The following is an 11,132-nucleotide window of genomic DNA, read 5'->3' as shown; positions in this document are numbered from 1 at the left end:
CGGGCGTCGAGGTGCCCGCCATCGGTGCCTGGATCAACGGTATCGAAAGGTCGAGGCGCGAGATGAAGTCCATGGACGCCTTGCCTGGGCTCAGGACTCTCCTGCGGCCTCGCTCTGCAGTTGGCAGTAGTTCTGGATGCCCATGCGTTCGATCATGTCGAACTGCTTCTCCAGCCAATCCACGTGCTCTTCCTCGCTTTCGAGGATGCGCTCGAAGACTTCGCGGCTGACATAGTCGCGCACCGCTTCACAGTGGGCGATCGCTTCCTTGAGGAGCGGAATGGCATCGTGTTCGAGAGCGAGGTCCGCCTTGAGGATTTCCTCGACGTTCTCACCGACGCGCAGCTTGCCCAGCGCCTGAAAATTGGGAAGGCCATCGAGGAACAGGATGCGATCGGCCAGCACGTCGGCGTGCTTCATCTCGTCGATCGATTCGTGGCGCTCGTAGGCGGCAAGCTTCTTGATGCCCCAGTTGTCCAGCATCCGGTAGTGGAGCCAGTACTGGTTAATGGCGGTCAGCTCGTTGAAAAGAGCCTTGTTCAGAAAATCAATGACTTGTGGGTCGCCCTTCATCGCGCGTGCTCCTTTTCAACCGAGCCGCGAATATGGGCGCAGGGCTTCGGCCTGACAAGGCCGGTGGGCGCAGAATCAATGGCCTAATTCAATGGTGGACGAGAGAAACCGACAGATCGCAGCCGACTTCGTCGGCGATGATCTCTTCCGCTTCCTCAAGGCACTGGCGGCACTGCGGCGTGCGGCCCATGGCAGCGTAGAGCGTCTCGGCATTGCCCTGACAGCAGCGCGCGGCCGCCCTCAGGTCCGTTTCCTTAATCGCATTGCAGATGCAGACATACATAAGCGAATCCTCTTGTCTGCCATCATACGCAAATGAGAATGGATCGCAATATCAATTTAAAATCGCGGAATTCCGACGATTATCCAGTAGCTTGCGCATGACGAGCGAGCGCCAGAGCCATTCCAGCGGCCCCCGGCGGCAGTGGCCCAGCCACGGTTCGCTCCATGCCAGCATGAGCGTCCAGCCCAGCGCCACGAACAGCCATTGCCCGGCTGGTCCGACCCGGCCGAACAGATCGAAACCCCATCCGTAGAAGATCGCCGTCATCACCACGCTTGTGCAAATGTAATTGCTGAAGGCCATGCGACCGGCGGCGATCAGGCGCTGTCCGATTCGCGTTCGGGCAAGTGCAGGCGCGGCAAGCACGAGAATGGCGGCGTAGCCGATGGCGGTCAGGACATGCGGCACGACGAGTCCGTGGGAGATCATCATGTACATGGCGATGGGCGGGAAGTGGCGCGGCCAGGCCCAGTTCAATGCGGCCAGGGTCAGGACCAGTCCCGCGAAGGTGCAGAAAGTGGCGACGGCTTTCATGCGCCTGGTCGGCCAGGTCCCTGCGAAGAAGCCGTGGCGGTGCAGGACCATGCCCAGCATCATCAATGGAAGGATTTCTCCATAAGTGCTGCTGGCCATGGTGAAGAGCCAGAAGGGATCGTCGTGCAGCTTGGCGGTTACGATGTCGAGATAGGAGGAGGTATATAAGGCCAGTTCACGCGCGCTTTCGTCCCAGTAGAGATCGAGCCGCGCGGTGACCGATTGTTGCTGCGCTAACGTGGCTGTGCCTAGACGGACCGCTTCCTCGGCATGGACGATGGGCAGTGCGGCCATGATTGCCCAGACATGCGTGCTGGCGAGAATGGCAAGCGCGAGGATCAGTGTCAGGCGCGTCGAAAGCTGGCGGGTCAGCAGCGCGACGATGCCGCAGGCGGCATAGACGAACAGGATATCGCCCCACCAGAGCAGCAGGTAATGCAGCGTTCCGAAGAGCATCAGCCATGACAGGCGGCGAACCTGCAGGAGTTCGCCGTCGCTGCCGTTTTTCTCGGCCCTCTCGCAGAAGAGGGATAGGCTGGCCCCGAACAGGATCGCGAAGAGTGCACGCATCTTGCCTTCGAAGAAGACGAAACCGAAAGCCCAGGCCGCCTCGTCCGCAAGGCTGGCCTGATGCGGCAGGCTGGGGGTGATCGTATTGATGCTGGGGCCGGCGAAACCGGCGATATTGATGGCAAGGATGCCTAGAACCGCGGCGCCGCGAATGAGATCCAGCGTGACGAGACGCTCGGCGCTGCCTGCGATCGCCTTGGGCGACTGCAAGGCGAGTGCTGCGTCGATCAGTTCCTCACGGGGAGGCAGGTGAAGCCGCCCGCCGATAGTCTCGAGCAGGCGGCATCCGCTTCGTTCTTCGAGGCAAAGCCGCCGGCCTGCAGCTTGGTCAGCCTGCCTTCGGGGGCGAGGATCTTGCCATGTCCGACAAGTTCAGGGCGCTTGCTGACCTTTGCCCAGAGCCGTTCGGCATTGCCGGCTACGCCGAACGCGCCAAGTTGGACCCGCCATGGACCGCTGGTGTTGGGCACACCTGTCGGGGTGGGCCTTGCGGCCTCGACAGGCTTCTTCGGAGCCGGGTTCGCAAGGATCTTCGCTTTCGTGGTGGCCGGGGAAGGTGTGCCGGGTGCTGGAACGCTTTTGGGCGTGTAGTCGGCCCCGGCGGTTGCCGGGCTGGCGCTGCCGGTCGCGCGGACGGCTTCGGCTACGGCGTTTTCGGCAGTGACGATCTGCGGCGCGCGCACGCTGTCGGTTCGGGTGGCGGAGGGCAGGGTGCCATTGCCCAGTTCGGCAGTCGCGGTTTCCCGCTCCCGCGTGGCCTGAGCGTCGGCGGCGATGCGAGAAGCAAGCGCAACGCTCTTCTGCCGGTCCGCCAGCGGGATGTGCTCGTCCATCTGCTTCAGCGCATTGGTCGCCTGTTGCAGGCCGGCCTGCTGTGCAAGGCTGACGAGGGCATAGGCGCGCACCCAGTCCTTGGCGACGTGGTCTCCGTTGAAGTGTGCCACGCCGATGATGTACTGCGCCCGCGGATCGCCGCGCGCGGCAGAGGCTTCGAGATAGGGCATGGCCATGGCCCGTTCGCCATCCTGGAACAGCAGCAATCCGTAGATGTCCGCGGCCTGCACATGGCCTTGGGCAGCGGCCTTGCCGTATAGATCCTTGGCCTTGGCAATGTCTTCCGGCACGCCCCGGCCCATCTTGTAAGCCTGGGCGAGGTTGAACTGCGCATCCGGATCACCGGTGGCCGCCAACGGTTTCCACTCCCTCACGGCAGCAGCGTAGTCGCCCGCGGTCCACGCGTCGACTCCTGCTTTCACGTCAGCGAAGGCCGGCGTGGGCACGAGCGGGAGCAGAGTCGCGCAAAGGCCCAGATTGCGGAAAAATCGGAGAAATTTCTTCACAGCGAAAATTACTCGTTGATTGCCGCCAGGTTCCGCAATGGTAAGCGAAACTACGGTGCAGGTACCAGTCTTCAGATCGAGGCAGCGCCGATTTGCACTGTCCGGTTTCCTAAACGGGAATGGTGAAGGGTATCTTTCCGAAGCCCGAAAAACCGCATGACTGGGCGAAATCGGGCCCCGAGGCCGGTACGGCGTTGATTAACCGGAAATTAGGACCGATCTGCGATCCCACCTCTCGAGACTTTTACTGCGTATCGCAACTTCTCGGGGGACTTTGATTTGCGAGTACTGGCTTTGGCATCGCAGAAGGGCGGTTCCGGCAAGACCACGCTTTCGGGGCATCTTGCCGTTCAGGCCCAACGCGCCGGCGCTGGCCCGGTCGTCCTGATCGACATCGATCCGCAGGGGTCGCTGGCCGATTGGTGGAACGAACGTGAAGCCGAGTTTCCGGCCTTCGCCCAGACGACAGTCGCCCGCCTTGCGAGCGACCTGCAGGTCCTGCGCCAGCAGGGCTTCAAGCTCGCCGTGATCGACACGCCGCCGGCCATCACCATGGCCATCCAGAGCGTGATCTCGGTTGCCGAACTGATCGTCGTTCCGACCCGACCCAGCCCGCACGACCTGCGTGCCGTTGGTGCAACCGTCGACTTGTGCGAACGTTCGGGCAAGCCGCTGATCTTCGTGGTCAACGCGGCAACGCCCAAGGCGCGCATCACGGCAGAGGCCGCCGTCGCCCTTTCGCAGCACGGTACGGTTGCGCCGGTCACGCTGCACCAGCGTACGGACTTTGCGGCTTCGATGATCGATGGCCGCACGGTGATGGAAGTCGATCCCAATGGTCGCTCCTCGCAGGAAGTCACGGCCTTGTGGAACTACGTGGCCGACCGCCTGGAAAAGAACTTCCGCCGCACGGTCTTCTCCGCCCCGGCCAGCGCGCCGATGATCCAGGGCAACCATCGCCCGGTCGGTGGCTTCGGTCGCCGCGTGGCCGGTTCCTGAGGGGAGAGAAGGCATGAGCGAGCCCCGCGATTTCGCCTCGCTCTCGCCGAGGCTTCTTGCCCGCAAGGGCGGTGCCCGGCCGGCGATGCGTCCGCAGGACACCTCCAGGTTCACGGCAGGCGGAATCCCGATCGATCCGCGCAAGATGGACGACTTGGGCTGGAATGATTTCGGTCACGCCCATGGCGGCGAGGATAACGTGGCCCAAGCGCCTGCGCCAAGGCCGGAAAACCGTTTCAGCGCCAATCGTCCGGTCATGGCTCGTCCTGAACAGGCACCGGCGAGGAGCGCGAACGACGCAGGCAACGGACATGAAGTGCCCGAAGTGCTGCGCCAGATCGAACAGCTCGCCAACCGCATGCAACGCAGCGAACCGCCGGCACGGACTTTGCCGGAGGGTCGCCGCGCCGCTTTCACCCTGCGTCTCGATGCGGAACGGCATTTCCGTCTCAAGATGGCCGGCGTGGTTCTCAACCGCAGCGCGCAGGTCCTCGTGACCGAGGCGCTCGACAAGTATCTTTCTGAAATGCCGGAGCTGTTCGCGCTGACCGGCACTGCGCGCAAGCCTAGCTGAAGCAGGCAGAGGGGGGCAGAACAATGCGAGGTTTCGAAAACCGGACCCGGACGACTGGGCTTGCCGTATGCTCGGCAATGGCGGTTGTCATGCTTTCGGGCTGCGCCGGCCAGTCGCCGTTTGCATCGAGCGCCAGTGCGCCTGTGGCGCGCGGCCTCAACGACGCTGGTTCCGGAGCCGCGGTGGCGCGTGCCGAAAAGCGCGTCGCCCGTTCGCCCGAAAGCGCGTCCGCGCGCACCGAACTGGCGCAGGCTTACCTTTCGGCGGGACGTTTCGACTCGGCTGCGACCACGTTCGAGGATGCCGTCACGCTGGGCGGGGATAACGCCCGCATTGGTCTCGGTATGGCGCTGGCCTACATCGGCGCAGGCCGCAATGCCGAGGCGATCTCGGTTCTGGGCCGCTGGCGCAACGATATTCCGGCAAGCGACTTCGGCCTTGCCCTTGCCCTCGCCGGACAGCCCGAAATGGGCGTCGCCGTGCTGACCGACGCGGTTCGCAGCGAGGACGACAACAACGTCAAGACCCGGCAGAACCTCGCCTATGCCTATGCCCTTCAGGGACAGTGGATGCAGGCGCGGTTGATCGCGGGGCAGGATGTTCCGGCAGACCAGCTCGATGCGCGTCTGAGCGATTGGGCTTCGAAGGCCCGCCCCGATGCGTCGCGAGCCCGCGTCGCCGGCCTGCTTGGCGCACCGCTGCGCGCAGACCCGGGGCAGCCAACCGCGCTGGCACTGGGCAACAAGGAAGATGCAGCCCGGCTTGCACGTACCGATATTCCGACTCCTGCCTTTGGTCAGGCGCCCGCCGGTGAACTGCCGCCGGTGAAGACGGGCGAGAGCTTCTGGGGTGGTTCCGATCAGGCCGATCCGGCTCCGGCACCGGCCGCGCGTCCGGTTGAGCGGGCTTCGCTTGCTGCCGTCAACGAGGTTGTCGAACAACACGTCGAGACTGGGCCCTCCAACCGTTTCGTTGCCAAGCCGGTGATTCAGAAGGTCGCCAAGAGCGAAAGCAATTTCCAGGCGACTTTCGAACGGATGTCGACCGAGAAGATCGCCCAGCCCGAAAAGGCCAAGTCGAGCCGGACCGAAATCCAGACCCATCTCGTGCAACTGGGATCGTTCCAGTCTCGCGAAGGGGCCGAGCGAGCCTGGGGCATCTTCGTGAAGCGCAATCCTTCACTGAAAGATCACACCATGCGCATCACCGAAGCCGTCGTGAACGGCGCGCGCTATTACCGCGTGGCCGCTGAAGGCTTCGACCGGGCATCGGCGCATTCGCTGTGCTCTTCGGTCAGGAACCGCGGTGACGGTTGCCTGGCCTATTCCGAATCGCAATCGCTGCCCGGCGCCCTGCCGAAGGGCGGCGCCGTAGGAGCCCCGCTGCGCGCGCGGCGCTGAAGTCTCCTACCCAAACAGTTCCATGTGAACCTTGCAGGCCTTCGTCTTCGGACGAAGGCCTCTTTTTTTGCCCCGCTCGCCTGCCGGCGGCAGGCGATAGCGCAGGCATCCATTTTTTTCAGATGGGGGCTTGGATGGCCTTAGGCGGAGGGCTTCTTTGCCTTTACGGCAACGCCGCCCTTGAACAGCGCCAGTACACGGCCCTGCATCGGTTGCTTGTCGAACGGGGTATTGCCTGCCGCGGCCGCCATTTCGTCCGAATCGACGATCCATGGACGGTCCGGGTCGATCACGGCGATGTCCGCTTCCATGCCCTCGGCAAGGCGTCCGGCATCGACGCCCAGCAGTTTTGCGGGATTGGCGGACAGCAGCTCGAAAGCCCGGTTCATAGAGATCACGCCGTCGCGAACGAGCGTCATCGTCAGCGGCAGGAGCGTCTCCGAACCGGCCATGCCCGGCGCCGAATCGGTATAGGGCAGGCGCTTGTCCTCGGGACCGCGCGGATCGTGGCCCGAACCGATCATGTCGATGGTGCCGTCGGCAATGGCGGCGATCACGGCCTTGCGATCATCCTCGGAGCGCAGCGGCGGCGAGAGATGCGCGAAAGTCCGGAAGTTCGCGAGGGCCAGGTCCGAAAGCATGAAATAGGCCGGGCTGACGCCTGCGGTGACTTTCGCACCGCGATCCTTGGCACGGCGCACGAGGTCGAGGCCGGCTGCCGTTGTCACCTTGCGGAAGTGGATCTTTGCGCCGGCCAGTTCGGCCAGGGCGATGTCGCGTGCGATTGCCAGGGCTTCGGCTTCGGCAGGAGCGCTGGGCAGGCCGAGGCGCGTCGCCATTTCGCCGGCGGTCGCGACGGCCTTGCCGACGAGGCCGGAGTCCTCGGCGTGGGTCACCACGACCATGTCGAGCATGCCGGCATACTGGAGCAGGCGCAGCATCGTGCCCGAATCGCGGATCCAGCTGCGCCCCGTGGCGACGGCGCGCGCGCCGGCGTCACGCATCAGGGCGATCTCGGCCAGCGATTCGCCTTCGAGGTTCTTGGTCGCGGCCGCGAGGGGGTGGACCCAGAAATCCGGTTTGCCCGATTGCGCGGCGAAGCGCACCCGCGCCGGCACGTCGAGCGGCGGGTCCTGATCGGGCATCAGCGCCGCGCGGGTGACTCCGCCAAAGTGGAACGCGGGCTTGTCGATCGAGAAGACCGCAAGGTCGACAAGCCCGGGTGTGACCAGCTTGCCGCGCGCTTCGTGAACCACGTCGCCCGCCTGCGGGGAGACATCGCCAATAGCGGTGATGAAGCCGCCTTCGCAGCGGATATTGCCGGCCTCGATCCGCCCGTCGGGAAGGACCAGCTTGCCGCCGGTGACGGTCAGGGGTGCGTGTATGCTCATGCCCAGCCCTCCAGTCCGCGCGCTTTTCGGGTCAGCACGTCGAGGCAGGCCATGCGAATCGCCACGCCCATTTCGACCTGTGTGGTGATGAGCGAACGGTCGACGAGGTCGGCGACATTGCTGTCGATCTCGATGCCGCGATTCATCGGGCCCGGGTGCATGACGAGGGCATTGCTTTCTGCCTTGGCGAGGCGCTCCAGCGAAAGGCCGTAGAGGTGGCGGTATTCGCGCGGGGAGGGGATGAACTGGCCCTGCATGCGCTCCATCTGGAGGCGCAGCATCATGACTACGTCGGCGTTGCGCAGGGCCGCATCGAAATCGTGGAAGACCTGGACGTTCATCCGTTCGATGTCGGCAGGCATCAGGGCCGGGGGCGCGCAGACCCGCACTTCGGCACCGAGCGAGGTGAGACACAGGATGTTCGAGCGGGCGACTCGGCTGTGCAGGATGTCGCCGCAGATGGTGACGCGCAGGCCATTGAAGGCGCGCTTGGCCTGGCGAATCGTCAGCGCGTCGAGCAGGGCCTGCGTGGGATGCTCGTGCTGGCCGTCACCGGCGTTGATGACGGGGCAGTCCACCTTGTCCGCGATCAGCTGGACTGCGCCCGAGCTGCCGTGGCGGATTGCGATGGCATCTGCGCGCATGGCATTGAGCGTCATCGCCGTGTCGATCAGGGTTTCGCCCTTCTTCACGCTCGATGTCGCCACGGCCATGTTGACGACGTCGGCGCCCAGACGCTTGCCCGCGATCTCGAAGCTGAGCAGCGTGCGCGTCGAGTTCTCGAAGAAGGCGTTGATGATCGTCAGGCCGGAGAGCAGGTCCCGCCGCTTCTGGGCGTGGCGGTTCAACTCCACCCACTGCTGCGCCTCGTCGAGGAGGAACATGATCTCATGCGGGGCGAGGCCCGCGATGCCTACGAGGCCGCGGTGCGGGAAGGCGGCGCTGCCTTCCGGGTAAGTGAATTCTGGCGATGTCATTGAAGACGATGCCTTAGGCATGCCTGCTCCCCGGCTCAAGCCGATTCGACCCGGCGATGCACGATGTCCCCAGCCACTGCTTTGCACTGCGCCCCGGCGCAGGTATGGGTGCCGGCGGAAAGGCAGGTAATTTCATGCAATTCGCGCGCAAGGTCTGGAAGCTGCTGGTAGCCTTCAAGGATGCACTGGCCCTGCTTTTCCTGCTGCTGTTTTTCGGGCTGATCTATGGTGCGCTGGCGTCGCGACCGACGCCGGGGCGCGTCGTCGATGGCGCGCTGCTGCTCGATCTCGATGGAGTCGTCGTCGAGGAGCGCAGTGAGGTCAGCCCCTTGCGGCTCCTGCTGTCCGCCGAGGCCCCGGCCGGTGAATATCAGGCCCGCGACGTCGAACGGGCCCTGCGCGGCGCTGTCAGGGACGGTCACGTCAAGGCCGTGGTGTTGGACCTCTCCCGCTTTTTAGGCGGCGGCATGGTTCACATGCAGGAAATCGGCAAGGCGCTCGACGCGGTGCGCGCGGCCGGAAAGCCGGTGCTGACGTTCGCCAATGCCTATGCCGATGACGGAGTGCTGCTCGCGGCCCACGCCAGCGAAGTCTGGGTCGATCCGATGGGCGGGGCCTTCGTGGCCGGGCCCGGCGGCACCCAGACCTATTACAAGGGCCTGTTCGACCGCTTCAAGGTAAACGCCCACGTCTACCGCGCCGGAACCTATAAGAGTTACGTCGAGCCCTACATCCGCAGCGACATGTCGCCTGCCGCACGCGAAGCCAGCGAAGATCTCTATGGCTCGATCTGGGCGACGTGGAAGGCCGACGTGAAGAAGGTGCGTCCCAAGTCGAAGGTAGAGCAGGTGGCCGGTGATCCCATGGCTTGGGTCGAAGCTTCGAAGGGGGATTTCGCGCAAGGGGCCAAGTCCGCCGGCATTGTCGACCGCATCGGCGACAAGACCGAATTCGAAAGGCGCGTTGCCGAAATCGCCGGCGATGGGCCGGGCGGCGATGGTCCCGCCTATGCCCATACCCGTCTCGACACATGGCTGGCGGCGAATCCCGCCAAGGCAGAGGGCGCCAGCATCGGTGTCATCACCATTGCCGGGGAGATCGTCGATGGCGAGGCCGGGCCGGGCAAGGCCGGGGGCGACCGCATCGCCAAGTTGCTCGACGACAACATCGACGAGGGCTTCAAGGCGCTTGTCGTGCGAGTCGATTCGCCGGGCGGCTCGGTCATGGCGGCAGAGCGTATCCGCCGTGCCATCGAGCGCTACAAGGCACGCAAGATCCCGGTTGTGGTCTCGATGGCCAACATGGCCGCGAGCGGCGGCTACTGGGTGTCCACGCCGGCAGAGCGGATCTTCGCCGAGCCGGGAACTGTTACCGGCTCGATCGGCGTCTTTGCTGTCGTCACCAGCTTCGAGAAGACGCTGGCCGACTTCGGGGTAACCAGCGACGGTGTGCGCACGACGCCGCTATCCGGGCAGCCCGACATCCTCGGCGGCTTCACGCCCGAGGTGGAGCACATGCTCCAGGCATCGGTCGACAACATCTACGGCAAGTTTCTTGGAGTCGTTGCAAAGTCGCGCAAGACCACGCCGGAACGGATCGACCGGGTCGCACAGGGGCGCGTCTGGCCGGGGGCCGAAGCGAAGGAGCTGGGGCTGGTCGACGAGATGGGAAATCTCGACGTCGCACTGGCCTATGCGGCAAAGCAGGGCGGGGTAGGCAACGGAAAGTGGCACGCGCAGTACCTCGGCGCGAAGGAAGGCCGTTTCGAATCGATGTTGCGCAGCATGCTCGCCGGACCCGGCGACGGTGAAGCGGTCTATGACCTGACCGGCCTTGTCGCCGCGCGTCAGGAGGCCCAGACAAGGCGGATCGCAGCGCAATTCGCCAACCTCATGGGAAGTCGCGGCGCGCAGGCCTATTGCCTCGATTGCCCCGACCTGCCGGCGATCGGCGATCCCCGCGAAGCGGGCAACGGGCTGTCGCTGGCGGCCAGGCTGGCGGCTCTCGCAGGGCTGAAATAGGCCCGGTTCCGGGCCGCTCAGGCGGGGTTCATTCCTGCGGCGGCATTTCTTCGGGGCCGACGTCCGGCTGGTCGAAATCCGGCGAGTAGGGCGGGGCTTCCGCAGGCTGGCCGGGGTCGTTGGGTTCTGCCGGCGGAACCGGGGTTTCGGGCGGATTGTTCGCGGGGACGTCCCCGGGCTGCGTCGCCATGGATACCTCTCTCGTGCTGTTCGAACCCAACGTGGGGCCGAACGGATCGCCCTGCAAGGGATCATGACGAGTCGCGACGCTTGCCCTTTTCCGCGCGTGCTTATAAGGGCACGTCCCTTGAGTTTCAGGCTTCATCCGAATGCGGGCGTGGCGGAACTGGTAGACGCGCTGGTTTTAGGTACCAGTATCGAAAGATGTGGGGGTTCGAGTCCCTTCGCCCGCACCAGTTTCGCCGCGGTGAGAGGATGAAGCGAGAGAGTCGGGGGGGGGGGGGGGCCCA

11 protein-coding genes and 1 tRNA gene are annotated in these 11,132 nt (G+C 64.7%); 5 read left to right on the top strand and 7 right to left on the bottom strand.

Features of this window, described 5'->3' with window-relative positions; all coding sequences use genetic code 11:
- Positions 1–90: 90 nt before the first annotated feature.
- The 4 genes from bfr to SPHV1_RS20650 form a co-directional block, all read right to left on the bottom strand.
- Positions 91–573, bottom strand: a complete 483-nt coding sequence (gene bfr / locus SPHV1_RS20665; RefSeq protein ID WP_054947887.1) for a bacterioferritin — start codon at positions 571–573, stop codon at positions 91–93.
- Positions 574–661: 88 nt separating this feature from the next.
- Entirely contained in the window at positions 662–856 is a 195-nt protein-coding gene (locus tag SPHV1_RS20660) for a bacterioferritin-associated ferredoxin (RefSeq protein ID WP_054947886.1), read from the bottom strand.
- Positions 857–907: 51 nt separating this feature from the next.
- On the bottom strand, positions 908–2,170 hold the full coding sequence (locus SPHV1_RS20655) for a DUF418 domain-containing protein (protein WP_231634786.1): 1,263 nt from the start codon (positions 2,168–2,170) through the stop codon (positions 908–910).
- A 17-nt stretch (positions 2,171–2,187) separates the two neighbouring features.
- Positions 2,188–3,300 (bottom strand): SPOR domain-containing protein, encoded by a 1,113-nt coding sequence (locus SPHV1_RS20650; protein ID WP_054947884.1) that lies wholly within the window; start codon positions 3,298–3,300, stop codon positions 2,188–2,190.
- Between the two features lie 279 nt (positions 3,301–3,579).
- On the opposite strand from SPHV1_RS20650, the gene SPHV1_RS20645 reads away from it, so the two are divergent.
- From SPHV1_RS20645 to SPHV1_RS20635, 3 genes are read left to right on the top strand one after another with little or no spacing between them, the layout of a single operon-like run.
- Positions 3,580–4,299: a ParA family protein gene (locus tag SPHV1_RS20645; protein WP_054947883.1), complete on the top strand. Its 720-nt coding sequence runs from the start codon at positions 3,580–3,582 to the stop codon at positions 4,297–4,299.
- Between the two features lie 13 nt (positions 4,300–4,312).
- Positions 4,313–4,873 (top strand): hypothetical protein, encoded by a 561-nt coding sequence (locus SPHV1_RS20640; RefSeq protein WP_054947882.1) that lies wholly within the window; start codon positions 4,313–4,315, stop codon positions 4,871–4,873.
- 23 nt (positions 4,874–4,896) lie between these two features.
- Complete coding sequence (locus tag SPHV1_RS20635) at positions 4,897–6,273, top strand: lipopolysaccharide assembly protein LapB (protein WP_054947881.1); 1,377 nt, start codon at positions 4,897–4,899, stop codon at positions 6,271–6,273.
- A 140-nt stretch (positions 6,274–6,413) separates the two neighbouring features.
- On the opposite strand, the gene SPHV1_RS20630 is transcribed toward SPHV1_RS20635, so the two are convergent.
- Both SPHV1_RS20630 and SPHV1_RS20625 read right to left on the bottom strand, forming a co-directional pair.
- Positions 6,414–7,664 carry a dihydroorotase family protein gene (locus SPHV1_RS20630; RefSeq protein ID WP_054947880.1) on the bottom strand — a complete coding sequence of 417 codons (1,251 nt, stop codon included), beginning with the start codon at positions 7,662–7,664 and terminating at the stop codon, positions 6,414–6,416.
- The gene (locus SPHV1_RS20625) at positions 7,661–8,641 is read right to left on the bottom strand and encodes an aspartate carbamoyltransferase catalytic subunit (RefSeq protein ID WP_054947879.1); all 981 of its coding nucleotides are present in this window, start codon (positions 8,639–8,641) and stop codon (positions 7,661–7,663) included. Before SPHV1_RS20625 ends, SPHV1_RS20630 begins: the two co-directional genes overlap by 4 nt.
- Positions 8,642–8,775: 134 nt before the next feature.
- Between SPHV1_RS20625 and sppA the strand changes: the two genes are divergently transcribed.
- Positions 8,776–10,662, top strand: coding sequence for a signal peptide peptidase SppA (sppA, locus tag SPHV1_RS20620; protein WP_054947888.1), 1,887 nt, complete (start codon positions 8,776–8,778; stop codon positions 10,660–10,662).
- A 28-nt stretch (positions 10,663–10,690) separates the two neighbouring features.
- On the opposite strand, the gene SPHV1_RS25540 is transcribed toward sppA, so the two are convergent.
- On the bottom strand, positions 10,691–10,852 hold the full coding sequence (locus tag SPHV1_RS25540; RefSeq protein WP_176167931.1) for a hypothetical protein: 162 nt from the start codon (positions 10,850–10,852) through the stop codon (positions 10,691–10,693).
- A 141-nt stretch (positions 10,853–10,993) separates the two neighbouring features.
- On the opposite strand from SPHV1_RS25540, the gene SPHV1_RS20615 reads away from it, so the two are divergent.
- Positions 10,994–11,078 (top strand) — tRNA-Leu (locus tag SPHV1_RS20615).
- Positions 11,079–11,132: the final 54 nt, after the last annotated feature.

Origin of the sequence: Novosphingobium sp. KN65.2, assembly GCF_001368935.1 — a bacterium.
GTDB classification, from domain to species: Bacteria; Pseudomonadota; Alphaproteobacteria; order Sphingomonadales; family Sphingomonadaceae; genus Novosphingobium; species Novosphingobium mathurense.
Note: the sequence above shows the minus strand (reverse complement) of the source record. Positions and strands in the feature narration are given on the sequence as shown.

Coding starts and splice junctions, on each gene's coding strand:
- bfr (WP_054947887.1), bottom strand. CDS start 573: ATGAAGGGCGACCCACAAGTCATTGATTTTCTGAACAAGGCTCTTTTC.
- SPHV1_RS20660 (WP_054947886.1), bottom strand. CDS start 856: ATGTATGTCTGCATCTGCAATGCGATTAAGGAAACGGACCTGAGGGCG.
- SPHV1_RS20640 (WP_054947882.1), top strand. CDS start 4,313: ATGAGCGAGCCCCGCGATTTCGCCTCGCTCTCGCCGAGGCTTCTTGCC.
- SPHV1_RS20635 (WP_054947881.1), top strand. CDS start 4,897: ATGCGAGGTTTCGAAAACCGGACCCGGACGACTGGGCTTGCCGTATGC.
- SPHV1_RS20630 (WP_054947880.1), bottom strand. CDS start 7,664: ATGAGCATACACGCACCCCTGACCGTCACCGGCGGCAAGCTGGTCCTT.
- SPHV1_RS20625 (WP_054947879.1), bottom strand. CDS start 8,641: ATGACATCGCCAGAATTCACTTACCCGGAAGGCAGCGCCGCCTTCCCG.
- sppA (WP_054947888.1), top strand. CDS start 8,776: ATGCAATTCGCGCGCAAGGTCTGGAAGCTGCTGGTAGCCTTCAAGGAT.
- SPHV1_RS25540 (WP_176167931.1), bottom strand. CDS start 10,852: ATGGCGACGCAGCCCGGGGACGTCCCCGCGAACAATCCGCCCGAAACC.